Origin of the sequence: Streptomyces sp. NPDC012466 (genome assembly GCF_042955215.1) — a bacterium.
Taxonomy (GTDB): domain Bacteria; phylum Actinomycetota; class Actinomycetes; order Streptomycetales; family Streptomycetaceae; genus Streptomyces.
On the sequence record NZ_JBIBEQ010000001.1, the window covers coordinates 514495 to 539166 of the forward strand.

The 24672-nt window shown below is 72.1% G+C and carries 20 protein-coding genes and 1 pseudogene; 11 read left to right on the top strand and 10 right to left on the bottom strand.

Translation table 11 applies throughout. From position 1 onward, the window contains the following. Window positions 1-232: 232 nt before the first annotated feature. The 3 genes from galE to idi all read left to right on the top strand — a co-directional run bounded on the left by galE (window position 233) and on the right by idi (window position 3149). Window positions 233-1204 carry a UDP-glucose 4-epimerase GalE gene (gene galE / locus ACFY9E_RS02370; protein ID WP_390978542.1) on the top strand — a complete coding sequence of 324 codons (972 nt, stop codon included), beginning with the start codon at window positions 233-235 and terminating at the stop codon, window positions 1202-1204. 148 nt (window positions 1205-1352) lie between these two features. Continuing rightward, the gene (locus ACFY9E_RS02375) at window positions 1353-2291 is read left to right on the top strand and encodes a cation diffusion facilitator family transporter (RefSeq protein ID WP_390978544.1); all 939 of its coding nucleotides are present in this window, start codon (window positions 1353-1355) and stop codon (window positions 2289-2291) included. A 264-nt stretch (window positions 2292-2555) separates the two neighbouring features. Further along, window positions 2556-3149: an isopentenyl-diphosphate Delta-isomerase gene (gene idi / locus ACFY9E_RS02380; protein WP_390978546.1), complete on the top strand. Its 594-nt coding sequence runs from the start codon at window positions 2556-2558 to the stop codon at window positions 3147-3149. A gap of 21 nt (window positions 3150-3170) precedes the next feature. On the opposite strand, the gene ACFY9E_RS02385 is transcribed toward idi, so the two are convergent. After that, window positions 3171-3677 carry an ATP-binding protein gene (locus ACFY9E_RS02385; RefSeq protein WP_390980256.1) on the bottom strand — a complete coding sequence of 169 codons (507 nt, stop codon included), beginning with the start codon at window positions 3675-3677 and terminating at the stop codon, window positions 3171-3173. Between the two features lie 218 nt (window positions 3678-3895). Between ACFY9E_RS02385 and ACFY9E_RS02390 the strand changes: the two genes are divergently transcribed. Next, complete coding sequence (locus ACFY9E_RS02390) at window positions 3896-4651, top strand: enoyl-CoA hydratase-related protein (protein WP_390978547.1); 756 nt, start codon at window positions 3896-3898, stop codon at window positions 4649-4651. Here ACFY9E_RS02390 and ACFY9E_RS02395 read toward each other — a convergent pair. Both ACFY9E_RS02395 and ACFY9E_RS02400 read right to left on the bottom strand, forming a co-directional pair. Next, window positions 4638-5273: a DJ-1/PfpI family protein gene (locus tag ACFY9E_RS02395; protein WP_390978549.1), complete on the bottom strand. Its 636-nt coding sequence runs from the start codon at window positions 5271-5273 to the stop codon at window positions 4638-4640. The genes ACFY9E_RS02390 and ACFY9E_RS02395 overlap by 14 nt on opposite strands. Before the next feature lie 35 nt (window positions 5274-5308). Further along, window positions 5309-6268, bottom strand: coding sequence for a DJ-1/PfpI family protein (locus tag ACFY9E_RS02400; protein WP_390978551.1), 960 nt, complete (start codon window positions 6266-6268; stop codon window positions 5309-5311). A 114-nt stretch (window positions 6269-6382) separates the two neighbouring features. Here ACFY9E_RS02400 and ACFY9E_RS02405 point away from each other — a divergent pair, with 114 nt between their 5' ends. From ACFY9E_RS02405 to ACFY9E_RS02420, 4 genes are all read left to right on the top strand, one after another. After that, window positions 6383-7258 (top strand): hypothetical protein, encoded by an 876-nt coding sequence (locus ACFY9E_RS02405; RefSeq protein WP_390978553.1) that lies wholly within the window; start codon window positions 6383-6385, stop codon window positions 7256-7258. Between the two features lie 66 nt (window positions 7259-7324). After that, window positions 7325-7456, top strand: coding sequence for an LPFR motif small protein (locus ACFY9E_RS02410; protein ID WP_252100478.1), 132 nt, complete (start codon window positions 7325-7327; stop codon window positions 7454-7456). 99 nt (window positions 7457-7555) lie between these two features. After that, complete coding sequence (locus ACFY9E_RS02415; RefSeq protein WP_390978555.1) at window positions 7556-9979, top strand: helix-hairpin-helix domain-containing protein; 2424 nt, start codon at window positions 7556-7558, stop codon at window positions 9977-9979. 107 nt (window positions 9980-10086) lie between these two features. Next, window positions 10087-10635 carry a putative glycolipid-binding domain-containing protein gene (locus ACFY9E_RS02420; RefSeq protein ID WP_390978557.1) on the top strand — a complete coding sequence of 183 codons (549 nt, stop codon included), beginning with the start codon at window positions 10087-10089 and terminating at the stop codon, window positions 10633-10635. On the opposite strand, the gene ACFY9E_RS02425 is transcribed toward ACFY9E_RS02420, so the two are convergent. Further along, window positions 10632-12272 carry an ATP-binding cassette domain-containing protein gene (locus ACFY9E_RS02425; RefSeq protein WP_390978558.1) on the bottom strand — a complete coding sequence of 547 codons (1641 nt, stop codon included), beginning with the start codon at window positions 12270-12272 and terminating at the stop codon, window positions 10632-10634. The two genes, ACFY9E_RS02420 and ACFY9E_RS02425, sit on opposite strands and share 4 nt — an antisense overlap. Window positions 12273-12301: 29 nt before the next feature. Continuing rightward, window positions 12302-13324, bottom strand: coding sequence for an oxidoreductase (locus ACFY9E_RS02430; protein ID WP_390978560.1), 1023 nt, complete (start codon window positions 13322-13324; stop codon window positions 12302-12304). A gap of 66 nt (window positions 13325-13390) precedes the next feature. Here ACFY9E_RS02430 and ACFY9E_RS02435 point away from each other — a divergent pair, with 66 nt between their 5' ends. Then, window positions 13391-14341, top strand: a complete 951-nt coding sequence (locus ACFY9E_RS02435) for an FAD-dependent oxidoreductase (RefSeq protein WP_390978562.1) — start codon at window positions 13391-13393, stop codon at window positions 14339-14341. Window positions 14342-14443: 102 nt separating this feature from the next. Here the strand turns inward: ACFY9E_RS02435 and ACFY9E_RS02440 are convergent, their stop codons facing one another. From ACFY9E_RS02440 to ACFY9E_RS02450, 3 genes and pseudogenes are all read right to left on the bottom strand, one after another. Then, window positions 14444-16168, bottom strand: coding sequence for a BCCT family transporter (locus ACFY9E_RS02440; protein WP_390978564.1), 1725 nt, complete (start codon window positions 16166-16168; stop codon window positions 14444-14446). A gap of 85 nt (window positions 16169-16253) precedes the next feature. Further along, window positions 16254-17539: pseudogene (locus ACFY9E_RS02445) on the bottom strand (M14 family metallocarboxypeptidase). Continuing rightward, entirely contained in the window at window positions 17536-19491 is a 1956-nt protein-coding gene (locus ACFY9E_RS02450) for a Xaa-Pro dipeptidyl-peptidase (protein ID WP_390978566.1), read from the bottom strand. Before ACFY9E_RS02450 ends, ACFY9E_RS02445 begins: the two are co-directional and overlap by 4 nt. A gap of 211 nt (window positions 19492-19702) precedes the next feature. On the opposite strand from ACFY9E_RS02450, the gene ACFY9E_RS02455 reads away from it, so the two are divergent. After that, window positions 19703-21235, top strand: coding sequence for a M1 family aminopeptidase (locus ACFY9E_RS02455; RefSeq protein ID WP_390978568.1), 1533 nt, complete (start codon window positions 19703-19705; stop codon window positions 21233-21235). Window positions 21236-21712: 477 nt separating this feature from the next. Further along, window positions 21713-22600, top strand: coding sequence for an arginase family protein (locus ACFY9E_RS02460; RefSeq protein WP_390978570.1), 888 nt, complete (start codon window positions 21713-21715; stop codon window positions 22598-22600). A 21-nt stretch (window positions 22601-22621) separates the two neighbouring features. On the opposite strand, the gene ACFY9E_RS02465 is transcribed toward ACFY9E_RS02460, so the two are convergent. Both ACFY9E_RS02465 and ACFY9E_RS02470 read right to left on the bottom strand, forming a co-directional pair. Next, a complete protein-coding gene (locus tag ACFY9E_RS02465; RefSeq protein ID WP_390978572.1) occupies window positions 22622-23101 on the bottom strand; it encodes a macro domain-containing protein in 480 nt (159 codons plus the stop codon). Window positions 23102-23143: 42 nt separating this feature from the next. After that, window positions 23144-24610: an amino acid permease gene (locus tag ACFY9E_RS02470; RefSeq protein WP_390978574.1), complete on the bottom strand. Its 1467-nt coding sequence runs from the start codon at window positions 24608-24610 to the stop codon at window positions 23144-23146. Window positions 24611-24672: the final 62 nt, after the last annotated feature.

Sequence of the window (24672 nt, forward strand, 5' to 3'; positions counted from 1 at the left end):
ATGGTGGGGGCGCCTTCTCCGGTGGCTCCCGGGCGGCATGTCGGCAGAGGCTATCGGATGCCGGGAAGGCCACGTTCACCGGCCGTTCGGCGGATGGATCGACGTGGTTCGCACAAGCCCCTGCCGCGATCATCATCGTGGATCCGGGGCCCGCCCCACAAACCGCGCGTGCCAGAGCGGACATCGGGGACATTGTGTGGCGCCCGGCCGGTGCCGCATAGGGTGGGCGACCATGACTTGGCTGATCACCGGCGGTGCCGGCTATATCGGAGCCCATGTGGCCAGGGCCATGACCGAGGCCGGGGAGCGTGTCCTCGCCCTGGACGACCTCTCGGCCGGGGTGCCCGCCCGGCTCCCGGCCGGCGTCCCGCTCGTGCGGGGCTCGTCGCTGGACGGGGAGCTGCTGAAGCGGATCCTCGCCGAGCACGGTGTGACGGGTGTGGTGCATCTCGCGGCGCGCAAGCAGGTCGCCGAGTCCGTGGCACAGCCCACGCGCTACTACCGGGAGAACGTCGGCGGCCTGGTGACGCTGCTGGACGCGGTGGCCGAAGCCGGGATCGAGCGTTTCGTGTTCTCCTCGTCGGCCGCCGTCTACGGCGACCCGGGGGTGGACCTCATCACGGAGGACACCCCGTGCGCGCCGGTGAACCCGTACGGCGAGACCAAGCTCGCCGGGGAGTGGCTGGTGCGGGCGGCGGGACAGGCGCACGGGATCTCCACCGTATGCCTGCGCTATTTCAACGTGGCGGGCGCGGCCGCGCCCGAACTGGCGGACACGGGTGTCTTCAACATCGTTCCGATGGTCTTCGACCGGCTGACGCGCGACGAGGCGCCCAGGATCTTCGGCGACGACTACCCGACCCCGGACGGCACCTGCGTCCGTGACTACATCCACGTGGCCGACCTGGCCGAGGCCCATCTGGCGGCGGCCCGGCGGCTGGCCGAGGGCGGCCTCACGGGTGACCTGACGGTCAACATCGGCCGCGGCGAGGGCGTCTCGGTCCGCGAGCTCATCACGGTCATCGGCGAGGTCACCGGCGACCGACGGCCCCCGCTCGTCGAGGACCGGCGCCCCGGTGACGCCCCACGGGCGGTGGCGTCGGCCGCCCGGGCCGCCGAGGAGCTCGGCTGGACGGCCCGGCGCGGGGTGCGCGAGATGACCGAGTCGGCCTGGCGGGGCTGGCGGCTCCACCACGGCTCCTGACCCTCTGCAGGCACCCTGACCTGCGCATCGTTTGCGCAGGTCAGGGCACATGACAACGGTGTTCAATGCCGCGTTGCACATACCCCCTCCCCGTAGTTCACTGGGGTGCCCGAGCACGATCAGGCGGACACAGGGAGGCTGACTTCTCATGGGGGCTGGGCACGATCACGGGCACGCGCACGGCGCGGCGGCCGGCGGTACGGCGACCTCGGCGTACCGCGGCAGGCTGCGCATGGCGCTGGCGATCACGCTCGGCATCGTGGTCGTGCAGATCGTCGGTGGTGCCCTCGCCGACTCGCTCGCCCTCGTCGCGGACTCGGCCCACATGGCGACGGACGCCCTGGGTCTCGGCATGGCGCTGCTCGCGATCCACTTCGCGAACCGGCCGCCGAGCGAGCGGGCCACCTTCGGTTACGCCCGGGCCGAGATCCTCGCCGCCCTGGCCAACTGCCTGCTGCTGCTCGGCGTGGGCGGGTACGTCGTGTACGAGTCGGTCCAGCGCTTCATCGCGCCGGCCCAGACCGAGGGCCGGCTGGCGCTGCTGTTCGGCGTGATCGGCCTGGTGGCGAACCTGGTGTCGCTGTCGCTGCTGATGCGCGGGCAGAAGGAGAGCCTGAACGTGCGGGGCGCCTTCCTGGAGGTGGCGGCGGACGCCCTGGGTTCGGTCACGGTGATCGTCTCGTCTTCGGTGATCATGCTCACGGGCTGGCAGGCCGCCGACCCGATCGCCTCGCTCGTCATCGCGCTGATGATCGCGCCCCGGACGTGGAAGCTGCTGAGCGAGACGCTCTCCGTGCTGCTGGAGGCCGCTCCCAAGGGCGTCGACATGGCGGAGGTGCGCTCGCACATCCTCGCCACGGACGGTGTGGAGGACGTCCACGACCTGCACGCCTGGACGATCACCTCCGGCATGCCGGTGCTGTCGGCGCACGTGGTCGTCAGCTCGGAGGCCCTGAACGGGATAGGCCACGAGAAGATGCTCCACGAGCTCCAGGGTTGTCTCGGCGACCACTTCGACGTGGAGCACTGCACGTTCCAGCTGGAACCGAGCGGTCACGCGGAGCACGAGGCGCGGCTCTGCCACTGAGGGGGCGCACTCCACTGCGAGTGCGCCGGTGAACGCAACCCTCCGCCGCGCGCCCGCGTCCTGAGCCCCACAGCTCCGGTGGGGGACGATTTTCCGCCTCCCCGGCCGGGCACGATCATCTACCGGGTCCCTTTCCCCGGCGTCCGACCGGTGCCGGCCGCGGTCCGCGCGACCGCGCGGGACATGCGGGCGTGCCGCGAAGTGCCGGGAGTGCCGGATTCGTACGGCAGACTTGGGGCGCGAAGACCGATGTGAAGGATGGGTATGCCGATCACACCTGCCACCGCGACGCACAACCCGTCGAACGGCACCGCAGACGCGATTTTGCTGGAACTGGTCGACGAGGACGGCGTGACGATCGGCACCGCGGAGAAGCTCGCCGCCCACCAGCCGCCCGGGCAGCTGCACCGCGCGTTCTCGGTGTTCCTCTTCGACGAGTACGGCCGGCTGCTGCTCCAGCAGCGCGCGCTGGGCAAGTACCACTCCCCCGGTGTGTGGTCCAACACCTGCTGCGGCCACCCCTACCCCGGTGAGGCGCCCTTCGCGGCGGCGGCACGGCGCACGTTCGAGGAGCTCGGCGCCTCCCCGTCCCTGCTGGCCGAGGCGGGCACGGTCCGCTACAACCACCCGGACCCGGAGTCCGGACTGGTGGAGCAGGAGTACAACCACCTCTTCGTCGGCATGGTGCAGGCCGTGGTGCGGCCGGACCCGCAGGAGGTGGCGTCGACGGTCTTCGTGACCCCGCCGGAGCTCGCGGAGCGGCACGCCAAGGACACCTTCTCGTCCTGGTTCATGACCGTCCTGGACGCGGCCCGGCCGGCGATCAGGGAGCTGACGGGTCCGTCGGCGGGCTGGTGAGTCCGGCCCCGGCGGCGGGGTTCAGGAGAAGCGCGCGGGTTTGAGCGGCAGGGCGGCCCAGATCACCTTGCCGCCGCTCGCCGTGTAGTCCACCTCGCACACCCCGCCGGCCTCCCGGGTGATCTCGCGCACCAGGAGCAGCCCGCGCCCACCGGTCCGGGCGTGGTCCGTCTCCAGGGCGGTGGGCCGGTACGGGTGGTTGTCCTCCACGGACACCCGGAGCCACTCGGCGCCGACGGCCAGTTCGACGGCGATCGTCGGCGACAGCACCGCCGCGTGCTTGACGGCGTTCGTCACCAGCTCCGAGACGATCAGCAGCAGCCCCTGGGCCAGATCGTCCGCGACCGGCACCCCCTGACGCAGCAGCAGGTCCCGTACGGCGTGCCGTGCCTGGGGGACCGAGGCGTCGACCGCCGGCGCGGTGAACCTCCAGACCCCTTCGTACGGCAGCGGATCCGCGGGCCCGGGGCCGAGGGGCGCCGCGCCGCCTTCTGGGCGAGGGCCGAACCCACGCCCGTCGTCGTCCATCGTCCGGTCGCCACCCTCGCGCTCGATTGTCGCCACACGTCGAGTGTTGGTAACGATGCGCCTCCCACCCCGGGACTGAACAGAAGTCAGCAACTATCGAGCACTTCTGACCGTTGGCGTATGACACGGTCAGTTGTGGGACTGGTCCTGTCCCTGTTGTGCCGTCTCGGCGAACTATTCGGGTTGTACGGGTTTGGCATCCGGATAGCATCCGGCGCATGGAGCCGCAACTGGAGTACCGCGTGACCGACTCGGTCGCGACGGTCGTCATCCGTCATCCCGAGAAGCGCAACGCCATGACGGCCGCGATGTGGCGCTCCCTGCCCACGCTGCTGGAGGAGCCTGCGGGGGATCCGGCCGTGCAGGCGCTGGTGCTGACCGGTGAGGGCGGGACGTTCTGCGCCGGGGCCGACATCTCGACACTGCGAGGCTCGCCCGAGGAGGCGCAGGGGCTGGCCGTGCGGGCCGAGGAGGCACTGGCCGCGTTCCCGAAGCCGACGCTGGCCGCGGTCCGGGGTCACTGCGTGGGCGGCGGGGCTCAGTTGGCGGCGGCCTGTGATCTGCGGTTCGCCGAGGAAGGGGCGTTGTTCGGTGTGACGCCCGCGAAGCTCGGCATCGTGTACCCGGCGTCCTCGACCCGGCGGCTGGTGTCCCTGGTCGGGCCGGCCACCGCGAAGTACCTGCTGTTCTCGGGTGAGCTGATCGACGCGCCGCGGGCCCTGCGCACCGGGCTGGTGGACGAGGTGCTGCCCGAGGGCGAACTCGTCAAGCGGGTCGCCGAGTTCACCCGGATCCTGGTGTCGCGTTCGCAGCTGACGCAGGCGGCGGCCAAGGAGTTCGCGGACGGGCGTACCGACCGGGACGCGCACTGGGCGGGGCAGGCGCGCGGGAGCGGCGACACCGCGGAGGGCGTCGCCGCGTTCCTGGAGCGCCGGCAGCCGCGGTTCGGCTGGAGCGTGCCTACGTCAGGATGACGCCGGAGTGCGTGCGGACCAGTTCGACGAGGTGGGCGGGGGCCTTCTCGGGCGATCCGGCGTCGTAGGGCGGCTGCGGGTCGTACTCGGTGGCGAGCTGGACGATCCGGGCGTGGTCGTCGCCCGCGATGCGGCCGAGCAGGGTCAGTCCCATGTCGATGCCGGAGGAGACGCCGGCCGCGGTGACGTACTTGCCGTCGGTGACGACCCGCTCCCCCGTCGGCTCGGCGCCATGGCGCTTCAGCTCCTCCAGGGCCAGCCAGTGGGACGTGGCGCGGCGGCCCCGGAGGAGTCCGGCGGCGGCGAGGAGCAGGGAGCCGGTGCACACGGACGTCGTCCAGGTGCTGGTCTCGTCGGCGGTGCGCAGCCAGGTGAGCAGGGGGCCGTCCGCCGCCAGCGGGAGGGGACCCGGGCCGCCGGGGACCACGATGATGTCGGGGCGGGGCACGTCGGCCAGCCCACGGTCGGCGGTGAGCGCGAGGTTCCCCGAGTCGTTCCGTACGGGGCCGGGCTCCTCGGCGACGAAGACGGTCTCCGCGCCCGGGAGCCGGCCGAGGGTCTCGTAGGGGCCCACGGCGTCGAGGGCGGTGAAGCGGTCGTAGAGGACGATGGCGACCTGCATGAAGGTCTCTTCCCTTCGGCTGATGTCGAGGTGGGTCAGGGTGTGGTGGCGGGGCGGAAGCGGCGGCGGTACTCGGCCGGGGGCGTTCCCAGGGTCCTGACGAAGGCCCGGCGCATCCCTTCGGGCGTGCCGTAGCCGCTGCCGCGGGCGATCTCCTCGATGCCGCCGGCGGTGTCCTCCAGGAGGCGCCGGGCGTGTTCGAGGCGGACGCGGTCCACGTAGCGGCCCGGTGTCATGCCCGTCTCGGCGCGGAAGGCGCGCGCGAAGTGGCGGGGCGAGAGGCGGGCCCGGGCGGCGAGGGCCTCGACGGACAGGTCCGCGTCGGGGTGGTCGGTGATCCACTGCTGGACGTCGCGCAGGGGTTCGCGCTGTGCGGTCTGGGCGGCGAGCTGGGCGCTGAACTGGGTCTGGTTCCCGGGGCGGCGCAGGAACACCACCAGATGGCGGGCGATGGTGAGGGCGGCGTCCCGGCCCAGGTCCTCCTCGACCAGGGCGAGGGCGAGGTCGATCCCGGCGGTGACACCGGCCGAGGTGGCGATGTTCCCGTCGCGTACGTAGACGGGGTCGGGGTCGATCTCGACGGCCGGGTGGGCGCGGGCGATCCGGTCGCAGTACGCCCAGTGGGTCGTGGCGCGGCGGCCGTCCAGGAGGCCGGCCTCGGCGAGCACGGCCGCGCCGGTGCACACGGACATCAGGCGCGCGGCACGCGGCCCGTGTTCGCGCACCCAGTCGACCAGACGCGGATCGGGCCGCAGACTGCCCGTTCCGCCGGGGACCAGGAGGATGTCCGGGTCGGGCGCGGTGGCCAGGGACTCGTCGGGGACGAGGGTCAGGCCGCTGGTGCTCCGCACGGGCGCGCCGTCCAAGGACGCCGTGCGAATCCGGTAGGCGCCCGGGGAGAGCAGCTCCGCGCCCGCGAAGACCTCCACGGGCCCGGTGACGTCGAGACTCTGCAGGCCGTCGAAGAGGACGACGAGAACCGTGCGCTGGGTCATGCCGTCGATTGTTCGCGGGGGCGGAGGGTGGCCGCAATGACGAGTACCCCACCTTTCCTGCCATGGGACGGCCGGCCATGGAGGACATACCAAGCGGTTGGTAACCTGCCGGGCATGACGACTGCCGCCCTGGAGCCGCGCGCCGGCCGACGCTGCCACAACATGCTCAACTCGCTGCACTCGACGCACTACTTCTCGCCCGACCTCGGGCGCGAGCTGGGCGCCGTAGGGGTCACCGATCCGCGGGCCGTGAACTTCGCCGTGCGGTCCGCCGCCCTCGGGCCGGTCGGGGCCGGGACCGTGACGGCCGCCTTCTACAACTACAAGTACGAACTCGTGGCCCGGCACGTGCCGGCGGTGTGGGAGACCGCCGCACCCGGGCAGGTGCTGGCGGCACGCGCGCGTGCGGTCGACGCGACGCTGCGCCGCCTGCTCGGCGAGGAGGCCCTCGCGTCGGCGGAGATGTCCGAGGCCGCGCGGCTCGCCCTGCGCGCCGCCGAGGCCTGCTCGCGCGAGGCACGGCCGCTGTACTCCGCGCACGCCGACCTGCCCGTCCCCGAAGAGCCGCACCTCGCCTACTGGCACGCGGCCACCCTGCTGCGCGAGCACCGGGGCGACGGGCACCTGGCCGTCCTGATGTCCGCGGGCCTGGACGGGCTGGAGGCGATGGTGACCCACACGGCGACGGGCAAGGGCATGACCCCGAAGTGGGTCTTCGCCACTCGGGGCTGGAGCCGGGAGGAGTGGGACGCGGCGACGGACCGGCTGCGGGAGCGCGGGCTGCTGGAGGCGTCCGGCGAACTCACCGAACAGGGTGTCGCCCTGCGCCGGGAGATCGAGCACGGGACGGACCGCCTGGACCGTGCCCCGTACGAGCACCTGGGGCCTGAGGGAGTGGCCCGGCTGACCGAGCTGGGCGGGGCGTTCGCGCACGCGGCGCTCGTGGCGGGGGCGTTCCCGGCGGATCTGATCGGCAAGGGTGACGCATAGTGACGCGTTGGTGAGGTACCCGCTCTCCACCGGCCGTCGCGGCCGGTAGTGAGAAAGGGGAATTCCGTGTTCCGTGCTATCGCAGACGTGCTGCGCCAGATCGGCGGGGCCATCGCCACCGTCGTGACGCTGCCCTTCCGGGCGCTTGCCCGGCTCTTCGGCGGGGCCTCGTCCTCCACCCGCAGCCGCAGGGCCTGACCGGGATTCCGACCTGCCGGGTGCCGCCCTGATCCCCGAGTGTCCGTGCCACCTGCCACAATTGCCGCGCAACCTCAGTGGAGAAGGCGGTACGGGATCGTGACGACACCCGGGTCCAACGGGTCCATCAGCGTAGGGTCCATCGAAGGCAGGATCGCCGAGGAACTCGGCGTACGGGAGCGGCAGGTCAGGGCCGCCGTGGAACTGCTCGACGGCGGTTCTACGGTGCCCTTCATCGCCCGCTACCGCAAGGAAGCGACCGAGATGCTCGACGATGCGCAGCTGCGCACCCTCGAGGAGCGGCTGCGCTATCTGCGGGAGCTGGAGGAGCGGCGGACGGCGATCCTGGAGTCGGTGCGCGAGCAGGGCAAGCTCACCGAGGAGCTTCAGGCCAGCATCCGGGGTGCCGAGACGAAGGCGCGCCTGGAGGACATCTACCTCCCGTACAAGCCCAAGCGGCGCACCAAGGCGCAGATCGCCCGCGAGGCGGGACTCGAGCCGCTGGCGGAGGGGCTGCTCGGCGATCCTTCCGTCGAGCCCCTCGCCGCGGCCGCCGCGTTCGTCGACGCCGACAAGGGCGTGGCCGATCCGCAGGCCGCCCTGGACGGCGCCCGGGCCATCCTCACCGAGCGGTTCTCGGAGGACGCCGACCTGATCGGTGAACTGCGCGAACGCATGTGGGTGCGCGGGCGGCTCGCCGCCAAGGTCCGGGAGGGCAAGGAGGAGGCGGGCGCGAAGTTCGCCGACTACTTCGACTTCGCCGAGCCGTTCACGGAGCTGCCCTCGCACCGGGTCCTCGCGATGCTGCGCGGCGAGAAGGAGGAGGTCCTCGACCTCGTCCTGGAGCCCGAGGAGGCCACGGACGGCCCCTCCTCGTACGAGGGGATCATCGCGCACAAGTTCGGGATCGCCGACCGGGGCCGCCCCGGCGACAAGTGGCTGAAGGACACGGTCCGCTGGGCCTGGCGCACCCGCGTCCTCGTCCATCTCGGCATCGACCTGCGGCTGCGGCTGCGCACGGCCGCCGAGGACGAGGCGGTGCGGGTCTTCGCCGCGAATCTGCGCGACCTGCTGCTCGCCGCCCCGGCGGGCACCCGCGCGACGCTCGGCCTCGACCCCGGCTTCCGCACGGGTGTGAAGGTCGCCGTGGTCGACGCGACCGGCAAGGTCGTCGCCACGGACGTCATCCACCCGCACGTCCCGGCCAACCGGTGGGACGAGGCCATCGCCAAGCTGGCCCGGCTCGCCAAGGAGCACGCGGTCGAGCTGATCGCGATCGGCAACGGTACCGCGTCCCGCGAGACCGACAAGCTCGCCGGTGAACTGATCGCCAAGCACCCGGAGTTGAACCTCACGAAGGTGATGGTGTCGGAAGCCGGCGCGTCCGTGTACTCGGCGTCCGCCTTCGCCTCGCAGGAGCTGCCCGACATGGACGTGTCGCTGCGCGGCGCCGTGTCGATCGCCCGCCGGCTCCAGGACCCGCTGGCCGAGCTGGTGAAGATCGACCCGAAGTCGATCGGCGTCGGCCAGTATCAGCACGACCTGTCCGAGGTGAAGCTGTCGCGTTCGCTGGACGCGGTGGTGGAGGACTGTGTGAACGGTGTGGGCGTGGACGTCAACACGGCCTCCGCACCGCTGCTCGCCCGGGTCTCCGGGATCACCTCCGGGCTCGCCGAGAACATCGTGGCGCACCGCGACCAGAACGGGCCGTTCAAGTCCCGCGGTGAGCTGAAGAAGGTGGCGCGGCTCGGCCCGAAGGCGTACGAGCAGTGCGCGGGCTTCCTGCGGATCCGCGGCGGCGCCGATCCGCTGGACGCGTCGAGCGTGCACCCGGAGGCGTATCCGGTGGTCCGGCGCATGGTGAAGACCGCCGGGCAGGAGGTCGCCTCGCTCATCGGCAACACCGGGGTGCTGCGCTCGCTGAAGCCACAGGACTTCGTGGACGAGACGTTCGGTCTGCCGACGGTCACCGACATCCTGAAGGAGCTGGAGAAGCCCGGCCGCGACCCGCGGCCGGGCTTCAAGACCGCCGCCTTCAAGGACGGCGTGGAGAAGATCTCCGACCTGTCGTCCGGGATGGTGCTGGAGGGCGTCGTGACGAACGTCGCCGCGTTCGGGGCGTTCGTGGACATCGGTGTCCACCAGGACGGTCTGGTGCACGTCTCGGCGATGTCGAAGACCTTCGTGAAGGACCCGCGCGACGTGGCCAAGCCCGGCGACATCGTGAAGGTGAAAGTCCTCGACGTCGACATCCCGCGCAAGCGGATCTCGCTGACGCTGCGGCTGGACGACGAGGCGGCCCCGCAGGGGCAGGACGCCGGTCCCGGCGAGCGCCGGCAGCGCGGCGGGCGTCCGCCGCAGCAGCGGCAGGGCGGCGGTCGCGGCGGTCAGGGCGGCGGTCGCGGCGGTCAGGGCGGCGGTCGCGGCGGTCAGCAGCGGCAGGCTCCGCCGCCGGCCAACAGCGCGATGGCCGACGCGCTGCGCCGGGCGGGTCTGGCCGATCCGAAGAAGGGGCGCCGCTGACGGCTGCGCCGGGGTGGCCATGGGGAGCTGCGGGTCCGTCGTGGCCGGCGCGCAGTTCCCCGCGCCCCTCCATGGGGAGCTTCGCTTCCGGAACCTAGAGTGAGGGCATGTCTGCCATCACCTGGGAAGTGTCCGCGAGCAGGGGGTTCGAGACCGCCTGGCCCGAACTGGGAGAAGGCGCGCTGCGGGCGCGGGGACGCGCCGTCGGGACCGCACCCGAGCCCTACTGGGTCACGTACGAACTCGACACAGCCGACCGCTTCGTGACCCGTCGGCTCCGGGTGACCGCCGAGTCCGCCGACGGGGTCCGCACGCTCGATCTGCTCCACGACGGCGAGGGCGACTGGACCGCGAACGGCGAGCCGCTCCCGGACGTCGAGGGAGCCCTCGACTGCGACCTCGGGCTGTGCCCGCTCACCAACACCATGCCGGTGCTCCGGCACGGGCTCCACCGGACGCCCGGCGAGCGGGACTTCGTGATGGCCTGGGTGTCGGTGCCGGACCTGACCGTGCGGCCGTCACGGCAGACGTACACGCATCTGGGACCCGGGCGCGTCCGCTACTCCTCCGGCGACTTCCGCAGCGACCTGGAGTTCGACGCGGACGGGTTTGTCGTCGACTATCCGCGACTGGCCCGGCGCCTGACGGCCCGTTAGCGCTCGGTCACCTTGCCGTCCGCCACCTCCAGGCGGCGGGTGACGTGCACGGCGTCCAGCATGCGGCGGTCGTGGGTGACCAGCAGGAGGGTGCCCTCATAGGCGTCGAGGGCGGACTCCAGCTGCTCGATGGCCGGCAGGTCGAGATGGTTGGTCGGCTCGTCGAGGACCAGGAGATTGACACCCCGGCCCTGGAGCAGCGCCAGGGCGGCCCGGGTGCGCTCACCCGGGGAGAGGCTTCCCGCGGGGCGCAGGACGTGGTCCGTCTTGAGGCCGAACTTGGCCAACAGCGTACGGATCTCGACCGGTTCGGTGTCCGGGACGGCCGTGCGGAAGGCGTCGAGCAGGGCCTCCTCGCCGTGGAACAGCTTGCGGGCCTGGTCGACCTCGCCGAGCAGGACGCCCGAGCCGAGCGCGGCGTGCCCGGCGTCCAGCGGGACCCGGCCGAGGAGGGCGCCCAGCAGCGTGGACTTGCCGGCGCCGTTCGCGCCCGTCACCGCCACCCGGTCCGCCCAGTCGATCTGCAGGGAGACGGGACCGAGGACGAAACCGCCGCGGCGCACCTCGGCGTCCCGCAGAGTCGCGACGACGGCTCCCGAACGCGGGGCCGACGCGATCTCCATACGCAGCTCCCACTCCTTGCGGGGCTCCTCGACCACCTCCAGGCGCTCGATCATGCGCTGGGTCTGGCGGGCCTTGGCGGCCTGCTTCTCGCTGGCCTCACTGCGGAACTTGCGGCCGATCTTGTCGTTGTCGTTTCCCGCCTTGCGGCGCGCGTTCTTCACGCCCTTGTCCATCCAGGAGCGCTGCGTCTGGGCACGGTCCTGGAGGGCCGTCTTCTTGTCCGCGTACTCCTCGAACTCGTCGCGGGCGTGCCGGCGGGCGACCTCCCGCTCCTCCAGGTAGGCCTCGTAGCCACCGCCGAAGAGGTTGATCTGCCGCTGAGCCAAGTCGAGTTCGAGGACCTTGGTGACGGTGCGGGCGAGGAACTCGCGGTCGTGGCTGACGACCACCGTGCCGGCGCGCAGGCCGCCGACGAAGCGTTCCAGGCGCTCCAGGCCGTCCAGGTCGAGGTCGTTGGTCGGCTCGTCGAGGAGGAAGACGTCGTAGCGGGACAGCAGCAGGGAGGCGAGGCCGGCGCGGGCCGCCTGACCGCCGGACAGGGCCGTCATCGGCTGGTCCAGGTCGACCGCGAGGCCGAGGGAGTCGGCGACCTCCTCGGCGCGTTCGTCGAGGTCGGCGCCGCCGAGGCCGAGCCAGCGCTCCAGGCTCGTGGCGTAGGCGTCGTCGGCGCCGGGTGCCCCGTCGACCAGGGCCTGGGTCGCCTCGTCCATGGTCCGCTGGGCCTCGGCGACGCCGGTGCGGCGGGCGAGGAACGCCCGAACGGTCTCGCCGGGCCGGCGGTCGGGCTCCTGCGGGAGGTGCCCGACGGTGGCCGCCGGCGGGGACAGGCGCAGGTCGCCCTGCTCGGGTGCGGTGAGTCCGGCGAGCATCCTGAGCAGGGTGGACTTGCCCGCGCCGTTGGCCCCGACCAGGCCGATCACATCGCCGGGCGCGACGACGAGGTCGAGGCCGGTGAACAGGGCGCGGTCGCCGTGGCCGGCGGCGAGGTTCTTGGCGACGAGAGTGGCAGTCATCAGAGCGCCGATCCTAACGGCCGGGCCGCTCAGTGGTTCACGGCCGTCACCAGGACGCTTCCGGAGGTGCGCGCCACGACGAACGCCTGGCCCCTGACCGCTTTCGCGTCGAGGGCGACGCGGTGGCGGCCCGCCGGGAGGACGCCGTCGAAGATCTCGTGGAGGTGGGTGCGGGAGAACCGGTCGAGGCGGTAGGCGGTGAGGGTGACGCGGCAGGCGGAGGTGACCTCCAGGTCCGCCCCGCCGTCGGTGGCGGTGAGGCCGGTGAGGCGGCGCTGCGCGACGGGGCTGCGGTCCAGGGCGTGTTCGATCTGGGCGACGAGGAGCGGGACGATCGGGGCGAGGCCGTCGACGTAGGCGACCGTGGCCCCGGCGTTTTCGAAGGCGCGCCGGACGGCGGCACGTTCCTGCTCGCCCGCCGCGTGAGCGAAGGCGACGGCGCCGTAACCGCGCAGTTCGTCCGGAGACACGCGGTGGGCGTCGTGGGCGATGTCGGCGCCGACGCCGATGGTGCGCAGGGCCGCGGCGAGTTTGGCGAGGGCGGCGACGCGGGCGCCGATCAGCAGGACGCGGCGCCGGGGGTCGGGCCCGGAGCCGTTGAGCAGGGCGCCGAGCGCCGTCCGGTACTCGGCGCCGCGGAAGCGGAACGGGCCGATGCCGTGGTAGCCGTTGCGCTCCAGGTCGGCGTGTTCGTCGGTCTGCCAGGCGAAGTCCTGCCAGATGAAGTCCTCGCCGTCGCTCCGGATGACCGCGGTGACGGCACCGCAGGCCAGGTCCTCGCACTCGGGGCAGCCGTAGACGACGTACCGGCCGCCCGGTAACGGGGCCGCGCTCTCCAGGAGCAGGCTGCGGACCTGCGCGGTGAAGATCGCGGGTGGGACGTCGGAGGCGAGCGGGGAGACCGCGTCGAGGTCGGAGAGCTGGAACAGCAGGGGGCGTCCGTCGACGATGAAGTCCACGAAGTCCCGGTGAACCTGGTAACCACCGTCGTTGAGGACTCCCCCGGCCCGCATCGCGGGTGCCAGGCCGAAGGTCGCGTACTCGGCACACATACGGTGAGTATCCCCACACTGCGGGTGATGTGAGCACGGCATGACAGATTCCGCTACGGTCCGGGCATGCGGAGCGAGGCGAGTGGCGAGATCGTGGTGGTCGGCGGCGGGGTGGCGGGGCTGACGACCGCGCTGGTTCTCACGGAGCAGGGCCGACGGGTACGGGTGTGGACGCGGGACGCCGTCGAGGCGACCACCTCAGCCGTTGCGGGCGCGCTGTGGTGGCCGTACCGGATCGAGCCGGTCGCGGCGGCGCGCGTGTGGGCGCTGCGGTCGCTGGAGGTGTACGAGGACCTGGCGGCGCGGCCCGAGCTCACCGGCGTACGCATGGTCGAAGGGGTACAGGGCGAGACCCGTCTCGACGAGGCCGAGGGGTGGCTGGCGGGGCGGGTGCCGGGGCTGCGGGCGGCCACGGCCCGGGAGTACGCGGGGACGGGCGTCCGGGCCCGGCTGCCGCTGATCGACATGCCGGCTCATCTGCCGTGGCTGCGGGAGCGGTTCGTGGCGGCGGGCGGGGTGCTCGAGACACGTACGGTGTCCGCCTTCGCGGAGGTGGACGCCCCGGTCGTGGTCAACTGCACGGGACTCGCCGCGCGGGACCTCGTGCCGGATCCCTCCGTACGGCCCGTGCGCGGGCAACTGGTCGTCGTGGAGAACCCGGGGATCGACACCTGGCTGGTCTCCACCGACGCGGCCGGGGAGCACACGTACCTGTTCCCGCAGCCGGGCGGGCTCGTCCTCGGCGGGACGTCCGAGGAGGACGTGTGGTCGCTGGAGCCCGACCCCGCGACGGCCGAGGCGATCGTCCGCCGCTGTGCGGCCCTGCGGCCGGAGATCGCCGGGGCCCGGGTGCTGGGGCACCGGGTCGGGCTGCGGCCCACCCGGCCGGCGGTCCGCCTGGAGCGCGCGGCCCTGCCGGACGGCCGGCTCCTGGTGCACAACTACGGTCACGGCGGCGCGGGCGTCACCGTGGCCTGGGGGTGTGCGGAGGAGGCGGCCCGGCTGGTCTCCGGCTGACGGCGCGCACCTCCGCCCGAACCGCGAGAGCGGCCCGGGCCGCGGAACCCGAAAGCGGGGGCGCCCCGGACCGCGGAACCCGGGCCACCCCCGCCTCACGGATCAGTGCTTGCCGATCGGGTCTCCCTCGGTGTCCGGACCGCGGCCCGGGCCGACCTGGAACTCGAACTCGCCGTCGTACTTCTTGTGGCCTTCCATGACGGCCATCTCGACGGCCTCCGAGCCCATCTGCTCACGCACGATCACCGGATCGCGGCGCAGGTCGCGCATGAGGGCGACGCACATGAAGATCATCACGACGACGAACGGCGCCGCCGCGAGGATCGTGAGGTTCTGCAGACCGGTCAGCGCGTCGCCCTGGCCGCTGCCGACCAGGAGCATGATCGCGGCCACCGCACCGGTCACCACGCCCCAGAACACCACCACGAACCGGCCCGGTTCGAGCGCGCCCTTCTGGGACAGGGTGCCCATGACGATGGAGGCCGCGTCGGCGCCCGAGACGAAGAAGATGCCGACGAGGACCATCACGAGCAGGCTCGTGGCCGTGGCGATGGGGAACTGCTGGAGCACGCCGAAGAGCTGGCCCTCCGGGGTCGCCTCCTTGCCGAGCTGCCCCTGCTCCTGCATCTTCATCGCCGAGCCGCCGAAGACCGCGAACCAGATCAGGCTGACCGTGCTGGGCACGAGGATGACACCACCGACGAACTGGCGGATCGTGCGGCCCCGGCTGATACGGGCGATGAACATGCCGACGAACGGCGTCCAGGAGATCCACCACGCCCAGTAGAAGACCGTCCAGCTGCCCAGCCAGTCGGCGACGCCCTCGCCACCGCTCGCCTCGGTCCGGCCGGCCAGCTGGGGCAGGTCGCCGAGGTAGGCGAAGACGGACGTGGGCAGCAGGTCCAGGACGATGATGGTCGGGCCGGCCACGAACACGAACAGGGCGAGCACCAGTGCCAGCACCATGTTGGTGTTGGACAGCCACTGGATGCCCTTCTCCACACCGGAGATCGCGGACGCGACGAAGGCCAGGGTCAGCACCGCGATGATCGTGACGAGCAGCCCGGTGCTCACCTTGTCCATCCACTTCAGCTCCTGCACACCGGAGCCGATCTGGAGCGCGCCGAGTCCCAGGGAGGCGGCCGAGCCGAAGACGGTCGCGATGATCGCGAGGATGTCGATGGCCCGCCCGACGCCACCGTTGGCGTTCTTCTTGCCGATCAGCGGGGTGAAGACGGCGCTGATGGTCTGCCGGCGCCGCCTGCGGAAGGTGCTGTAGGCGATGGCGAGGCCCACCACGGCGTAGATCGCCCAGGGGTGGAGCGTCCAGTGGAACAGGGTGGTGGCCATGGCCGTCTCCATGCGTTCGCCGGAGTCGGCCGGGTTCGTGCCCGGCGGGGGCGTGCCGTAGTGCGACAGCGGCTCGCTCACGCCGTAGAACATCAGGCCGATGCCCATGCCCGCGCTGAACATCATCGCGACCCAGGACACCGTGCGGAACTCGGGCTCCTCGCCCTCCGCACCCAGGTGGATACGGCCGTAGCGGCTGATCGCGAGCCAGAGGGCGAAGACGACGAAGCCGGAGGCCGCGAGCATGAAAGCCCAGCCGCCGTTGTGGAGCAGCCCGCCGAGCATGCTGGTGGAGACGTCTTCGAGCGAGTCGGTCGCCGCCGCGCCCCAGACCACGAAGGCGAGGGTGAGCGCCGCCGTGACGCCGAAGACGATGCGGTCGGTCCGCGGCCGGTCCTGACCGGGCAGGCCCGCTTCCGACCCCGGCAGCGCGGCTCCCTCCGGGGAGTCCTTGTCGCTTGGTCGTTCTTGCGTCACAGGCGGCACCTTTCATCGGGACAGCTGGGGAGGACGTAGGCCCTCCGTAAACGCTGCTACCACGTGTGGCGGAATTTCACCCCTCTCAGCATGCGGTTTCGGATGAACCTCCGGTCAGGTGGTACTCGGCCCGGTCGTCGAGCAGCAGGGGCACCAGTGCCCGCAGGGGCTGGCGCAGGGGGACGAGCACGCCCTCGGCGTCCCGGCGCACGCGCACCCCGTGCAGTGCGAGTTCGTCGCCCACCTCGGCGTACTGGGCGGCGGTGAGGCGGTAGCCGCAGGGCGGGTTCTCGATGATGTCGGCCGGTTCGGGCGGCTCGTTGTCGGCGCCGCCGACGTAGACCGGGCCGGTGGCGGCGTAGCCCGCGAGCCGGGCCCTGTCCGTCGCCGTCCCGATGCGGCCGCGGCGCTGGTCGGTGTAGTCGAACTGACCCTTGAGGGCGGCCAGTTGGGAGGTGACCCGGCGGCGGTTGTTCAGGGCTTCGTCCGCCTTCTCCGCGTCGGTGAGCGGGTCCACGCGGCTCTCGATGAGCAGCCCGACGGAGTGCTTCACCCCGGACATGTTGCGCAGGATGCGCTCCTGTCCGTCCCCGGCGACCTGTTTGACCGGCTCACCGGTCTCCGGATCGGTCCAGATGCCGTAGGTGCCGTCGAGTGGCCGGCCCGCCGGGCGGCGGGGCGGACGTACGCCTCGGAGAGGGTCCGCGCCTCGTCGTGGACCGCCTCGTGGGTGTTGAGGTTGCGCGGCCACAGGTCGAAGAGGTCCTTGTCGTAGAACCGGGGTGTGGCGCCGTACTCGTGCAGGTCGTAGACGATGTCGGGGCGCTGGTCGCGGATGACGGCGGCCAGGGCGCGGGCCTCGGCGGTCTTCAGGGCGAGGTGGTCGCGGTTGATGTCGACGCCGTCGCTGTTGCCCCGGGTGTCGGCCGCCCGGCCGTCGGGGTTGGCGGTGGGCACGACCAGGACGGTGGTGCGGTCCAGGAAGCGCCGGGTGCGGCTGTCGCGGGCGTACGCGAGGTCGCGGACGGTGGTCAGGCAGGCCTCGCGGCCGGAGGGTTCGTCGCCGTGCTGGCTGCAGACGAGCAGCACCTTGCTGGGGCTCGGGCGGTTGCCGATCCGCAGCAGGTGGAGCGGGCGGTCCTGCTTCGTCGTCCCGATGCGGGTCATGGAGACGCGGCCACCGGACCGGTCGACGGCCTCCAGGAAGTCCTGCTCCTCGGGCTGGGTGGTCCAGCGGGCGCCGTTCGACTGCTCGAAGCCGGTGCGCGGCGGGGAGCCGGTGGCCGCGTGGGCCGGTGCGGCGGCCAGGGAGGCCGTGAGGGCCGCGGTGGTCAGGATCAGGGCGCGGACGCGGGTGGCGGCTCGGGTCACTGGCTTGCCTCCGGGACGCGGTGCGCGGTGCGCGGCTCCCGTACGCCGTCCAGGACGGTGGCGTCGGGGGTGGCGTACGCGGGGCCCGTGGTGGCGCGGGCGAAGGCGGTGGCTCCGCCGACGAAGGGGACGCGCGCCGAGCTGCGGGACAGGTCGAGGGTCAGCTCGGGCGTGTCCGCGGGAGGGTCGATGAGGTCCTTGTCGGTGCCCGCGACGATCAGTGCCAGGCGGTGGCCCTTCGGGACGACGTGGTCGGTCGCCGCGAGGTCGAGGGTGATCGTGTACCGCTTGCCCGGGGTGAGCGGGGAGCCCTTGTGGTCGGAGGCGTGGTTGCCGAGGTCGGCCCAGCCGCGGCTGACGACCGTGTAGTCCACGTCGGTGGTCTTCGCCTTCGTCCCCTTGAAGCAGGAGCTGTCGCCGGCGGTGCTCGCGCCCCAGCAGGTGCGGTCCGTGAGGGTGGTGATGCCCTCGCCCCCGTCGGCGTAGTCGCGGATGGTGGCGGGGCCGATGTCCACGAGGACGGCGGAGAGGTGGGCCGTCGGGGTGGAGGGCGTCGCGGTGACGGTGACCTCGGAGGAGCCGGACAGACGCAGGTCGCGGGTGAGCGGCCCGGTGACGAACCCGGCCTTCTCCGGTGTCGGCTGGTCGATCTGCGCGGCCCAGTCGATCTCGCTCCGCGCCGGGTCGTCGGTGAAGTTCTCGGTGCCGTGGCCGCGGTGCAGTCCGAGGGTGCCGACGCCGGGCCGGGTGCCCGGGCCGGGGCGCAGGGTGGTGGCCCGGGTGCCGCTCGGCGGCCAGACCGCGGAGGTCGCCCACTGATCGGGGGCGCGCTCGATGTCGGCCATGGGCTCGCGGTCGATGCCGTTGTCGTAGCCCATGAGTTCGTGGTCGAACCAGCGGTGCAGCGTCTCGACCCACGTGGCGCGCCGGAAGTCGAAGGGGTCGACGTGGCCGGTCTGCGACAGCCAGATCTTGCGGTCGACGCCGTTCTTCGCGAGGGCGTCCCACCACTGGCCGACGTGCTTCATGCGGACGTTGAGGTCCTGCATGCCATGGACCAGGAAGACGCTGGCCTTCACCTTGCGCGCGGCCTTCACGTAGTCGCGCTCGCTCCACAGCGGGGTCCAGTCGCCGGTGCGCGGGGCCCCGTCGACGAGCTTCTGCTGGACGGCACCGCACTTGGCGCGGGCGTCGGGGCTGTCGACGTAGTCCGACAGCCACTCGGGGCCGGAGTCGTAGAGGGGGGCGCCCTGCTGGAAGTAGTAGTCGTACCAGGAGGAGATGGCACTGATCGGGACGATGGTCTTCAGGCCCTTGACGCCGGTCGCGGCGACGCCGTTGGCGATGGTGCCGTCCCAGCTCTTGCCGATCATGCCGGTGCGGCCGTTGGTCCAGCCCGCCTGGGCGCGGGTGGTGCCGGTGCGGCTCGTGTAGGCCTTGGCACGGCCGTTCAGCCAGTCGACGACCGCTTTCGCGGACTGGACGTCGGAGCGGCCGCCGACGTCGACGCAGCCGTCGGATCGATTGGTTCCGGCCAGGTCCACGCCGACGAAGGCGTAACCGCGCGGGACGAAGTAGTTGTCGTAGTACAGCGGCATCTGTGCGACACGGCCCTGCGCGTCGTACGTCTTCTTCTGGCTCTCGTTGCCCCGCCCGCAGCAGGAGTAGTACGGGCTGGCGTCCATGATGACGGGGACCTTGCGGCCCTGCCGGGCGGTTTCGCGGGGGCGGACGATGTCGACGGCGACCCGGTCGGTCTTTCCGTCCCGGTCGCCGTCGAGTCCGGTGTCCACCCAGACGGCCTCGCGGATGGCGTTCCCGTACGAGTACACGGGTTCGCTCCCGCGGGGGGCGGCCTGTGCGGCCACCGGGGTGAGCAGGGTGGCCAAGAGGGCGGCGGTGGCCGCCGTCGCGAGCGGTCTCCAGGTCGTGAAGCGCGTGCGTTTCGGCATGCGCCGGACGCTACATCGGTGAACTCCTGTTCAGAAGAGGGCAGCTGACGGTCCGGCGTGTCCGGGACGAGCCTTTGGGGCGGGTGTCTCATGTCGGCCGAATGGCGATCGTGTGACAGCAGGGGCCATGGACATGATCAGGGGCACAGGGAGTCAATAGGCTCCTCACAGACTCCGGAACACCTCGGGACCCTACGACTTGGAGCCTTGCGTGCACCGCAGAATCATCGCGCCGGGAGCCCTGGCAGCGGCCGTTCTCCTGCTGGCGATCCCGGCATCGGCGGCCCCCCACTCCCCCGGCGCGCCGGGTATCGGCGACCCCTACTACCCGGCCCATGGCAACGGCGGATACGACGTCTCCCACTACGACCTCCGGCTGAAGTACCAGCCGGCCACGGACGAACTGGAGGGTACGGCGACCCTCGTGGCCCGCACCACGCAGGACCTGTCGAGCTTCGACCTGGACTTCCTGCTGGACGTCGACGAGGTGCGCGTCAACGGCGCGACCGCGTCGTTCCGGACCTCGGGCGAGCACGAGCTGGTGATCACCCCGAAGAGCCCGCTCGCCAAGGGCACGTCCGTCACGGTCGTCGTGCGCTACCGCGGGGTGCCGTCGTCGAAACAGGCCTACGGTTTCACCAGCTGGCACCGCACGCCTGACGGGGGCGTCGCGGCGAACGAGCCCGAGGCGGCGGCGTGGTGGTTCCCGAGCAACGACCACCCCCTCGACAAGGCGACCTACGACGTGTCCGTGCTGGTCCCGGACGGCACCCAGGCCATCTCCAACGGCACGCTCCAGTCGACGAGTTCACGCCTCGGCTGGACCCGGTGGAACTGGCGGTCCAGCAAACCGCAGACCACGTACCTGGCCACGCTGGCGGTCGGGAAGTTCGACATCACGACCGGCACGACCGAGAACGGCATTCCCGTCCTCAACGCCTACAGCAAGGACTTGGGCGAGCACGCCGGCGCGGCGCGGGCGAGCATCGAACGGACCGGGGAGATCGCGGACTGGCTGGCCGGGTACTTCGGGCCGTACCCCTACAACGCGCTCGGCGGGTACGTGCCGAACACGAACACCGGGTACGCGCTGGAGACTCAGACCCGGCCGTTCTACAGCCCGCGGCAGTTCGCGAACGGGTCGAACGTGTCCGTCGTCGTCCATGAGCTGGCCCACCAGTGGTACGGCGACGAGGTGTCGCTCAAGGGCTGGAAGGACATCTGGATCAACGAGGGGTTCGCCCGCTACGCGCAGTGGCTGTGGTCCGAGCACGAGGGCGAGGGCACGGCGCAGGAGCTCGCCGACTACGTGTACGCCTCGCATCCCGCCGACGACCCGTTCTGGACGGTGAAGCCCGGGGATCCCGGCCCGGACAACCAGTTCCACACCGCGGTCTACGACCGGGGCGCGCTGGCCGTGCAGGCGCTGCGCAACGCCGTCGGCGACGAGGCCTTCTTCGCCGTCCTGAAGGGCTGGCCCTCGAAGTACGCTCACGGCAACGCGTCGGTGGCGGACTTCCGGCGGTACGCGGAGGAGGTCTCGGGCAAGCCCTTGGCCGCGCTCTTCGACACCTGGCTGTTCGAGCCGTCGAAGCCGGGTGTGCCGGCGGCTCGCGCCGCGGCGGTCGCCAAGTCGGCGAAGGGCGTCGCGCAGCCCAGGTCGTGGAAGAGGATCGCTTCTACGAACGGGGTGCACGGACACGGCCACGCGGAGCATGAGCGCGGGCACGAGCACGGACGCTGACGGAACGGGTCCGGGTCAGGCGGGTTTCCGGCGCCGGGGCGGCGCCGGGTCGCGCGACGCCGAGCGGCCTGTTCCACGAGCCGCCCGAGCCCCGTCCCACCCAGCCCCCCGGACCCGGCCTCGTTCGCGCCCGGCGGACCGCTGCCGCGGGGCCGCGGGCGGTGCGGGCGGTGCGGGCGGTGCGGCGCACTGCCGCAGACGGCCGGGCCCGCTCGACGGGTCCCGGCCCCGCTCGCGTCGAACAGCCCGGGCTGACAGGGCGCTCGGCTCGTGGGTGTGCGTGCGGCCGGGGCGGAGCGGGTGTGCGTACCACAGCCCCCGGCCGACGCACCGGGTGGCGCGGCGCCCCGGCACCAGCTCCGCCGTGTCGCGCATCGCACGCGCGGGCGCGCTTGCGTCCTGCCCTCGGACTACGGTGGGTCCGTGCGCCGGGCCTGTCGGTCCGGCGGCGTTGTCGGGCTGACCGAGGAGCCGGACGTGCGGGATGTCGTGATCGTCGAGGCACCGTCCGTCCTCGGGCTGCGTCCGACCGGTGTGGAGGAACTGCCGGGCGCGCTGCTCGGGGCCGGGCTGGCCGAAGGGCTCGGGGCGGCGCGGGCGGGGCGGGTGGAGCCGCCGCCGTACGACCCCGAGCGGGATCCGGAGACCGGGGTCCTGAACGGGGGCGGCATCGCCGCGTACTCCGTGGCGCTGGCCGACGCCGTGGGCGAGGTCCTCGGCCAGGGACGGTTCCCCGTCGTGCTCGGCGGTGACTGCAGTGTGCTGCTCGGCACCCTGCTCGCGCTGCGCCGCCGTGACCGGCACGGACTGATCTTCCTCGACGGGCACAGCGACTTCTACCAGCCGTCGGCGGAGCCGGCCGGCGAGGTGGCCTCCATGGAACTCGCCCTGGCCACCGGGCGCGGCCCGCGCGTGCTGGCCGACCTGGAGGGCCGGGGCCCGCTCGTGCGGGACGAGGACGTCGTCGCGCTGGGGTTCCGGGACGCGGAGGAGTCCGCGGCGTACGGGATGCAGCCGCTGCCGTCCGCACTGCACGCGATGGAGCTGGACGTCGTGCGCGCGCTGGGGGCGGCCGAGGCGGCCCGGCGCGCCGTCCGGCTGCTGGACGAGGACCGGGCTGGCGCCGGGTACTGGGTCCATCTCGACGTCGACGTGCTGGACGACGCGGTCATGCCCGCCGTCGACTACCGGCAGCCGGACGGACTGACCTGGCAGGAACTGGAGACCGTCCTGCGCACGGCGTTGTCAGGCGGCGGTGCCGTCGGTCTCACCGTCGCGATCTTCAATCCCCGGCTGGACCCCGACGGCTCCCTCGCGCGGGACCTCGCCGGCTGTCTGGTGCGGGCCTTCGACAGCCAGGGCTGAGCCGACGGTCCGGGCGGAGGGTCACTCCCCGTGGTCGTACACCGTCACCTGTATCCCCCGCCGGACCAGCCGCTCCTCGACCAGCGGCTCGATCCGGGACCACTTGCCGCCGGCGAGACCGCAGCCGATGCGGGGCATGTGGACGGTCGCGCCCAGTTCGCCGGCCCTTTCGGCCACCGTCTCCAGCGCCGTGTCGATCGCCTCGTAGCGGACGGGGACGCCCTTGCTGCCGGTCCTGGTGCCGCGCTGGCCGATCATGTTGGCCACCCACACGTACGGCTCGACCTGGACGAACTGCACCGCGCCGAGCCCGAAGTCGTTCGTCGCGCGGCCTCGGTGCCAGGCCCGGTACGCCGCCTCCGGTTCGGGCCAGCGGCGCGACAGCGCCAGGACGAAGCCCTTGCCCCAGCCCCCGAGGTCGTTGCAGACATGGACGATGACCTTGACGCCCTTCACCGACGGAGCGGTGGCGTCACCCCGGACGTATCTGATCCCCGGCATGACGCCACCGTAGGCCCTGCCACTGACAGTGGCCCCGGCCTGCTACTTCGTCAGCTGCGACAGCTCCTGGTCCGCCGTCCGCGAGACCCGGCGGCGGACGCCGAACCAGCCCGCGACCAGCATGGCCGCGATCAGCGGGATGAGCAGGAGGGTCTTGCGGCCGACCTCGGGGTCCTTCCACATCATGCCGAGGCAGGCCAGCAGGAAGACGATCGTGGCGATCTCCGTGACCGGGCTGGCGGGGAGACGGAAGGAGGGGCGGGTGACCTGGCCGGCCTTGGCGCGGCGGACGAAGACCAGGTGGCAGATCATGATGATCACCCAGGTGCTGATGATGCCGAGGGAGGCCACGTTCAGCACGATCTCGAAGGCCTGGGCCGGCACGAGGAAGTTCAGGCCGACACCGAGCACGCACACCCCGCAGGTCAGCAGGATGCCGCCGTAGGGGACCTGGCTGCGGTTCATCCGGGCGGTGAACTTGGGGGCGGAGCCCGCCATCGCCATGGAGCGCAGGATGCGGCCCGTGGAGTACAGGCCGGAGTTCAGGGAGGACATGGCGGCCGTCAGGACGACCAGGTTCATCACGTCACCCGCGGCCGGGACGCCGATCTTTGACAGCACCGTGACGAAGGGGCTCTGGTCGGCCGAGTAGAGCGAACCCGGCAGGAGCAGGGCCAACAGGACGACCGAGCCGACGTAGAAGAGGCCGACGCGCCACATGATCGAGTTCACCGCGCGCGGGACGACCTTCTCGGGCTCGGCGGTCTCGCCCGCGGCGACACCGACCAGCTCCAGTGCGGCGTACGCGAAGATCACGCCCTGCATGACCAGGACCACGGGCATCATGCCGTGCGGGAAGACGCCGCCGTTGTCGGTGATGACGCCCAGGCCGGGCGTCTGGCCGCCCACCTCGTGCTGCGTGGCGAGCAGGAAGATGCCGACGAACATGAAGCCGACGAGCGTCGCGACCTTGATGATCGCGAACCAGAACTCCATCTCGCCGAAGTACTTCACCGAGATCAGGTTCACGGCCAGCACCACCGCGAGGGCGACCAGCGCGAGCACCCACTGCGGGATGTCGGTGAACAGGCTCCAGTAGTGCGTGTAGAGCGCGATCGCGGTGATGTCCGCGATGCCGGTGGTCGACCAGTTCAGGAAGTACATCCAGCCGGCGACGTACGCGCCCTTCTCGCCGAGGAACTCGCGCGCGTACGACACGAAGGAGCCCGACGAGGGGCGGTAGAGCACGAGCTCGCCGAGGGCGCGGACCACGAAGAAGGCGAAGATGCCGCAGACCAGGTAGGCGATCGCCAGGGCCGGGCCCGCGTTGTGGAGGCGGCCGCCCGCGCCCAGGAAGAGTCCGGTGCCGATCGCGCCCCCGATGGCGATCATGTTGACGTGGCGGGCCTTGAGGTCCTTGCTGTAGCCGGCGTCGCCCGCGTCCGCGGGCACTGCGGCCGCATCGGTACGCGGCGTGGCCGCAGCCGTGTTCACGGCGTCCTTGCTCACGGTGGATCCACTCTCTGGTGCGCCCGAGCGGGTCACGCTCGGCTTCCGGACGTACATAAGGC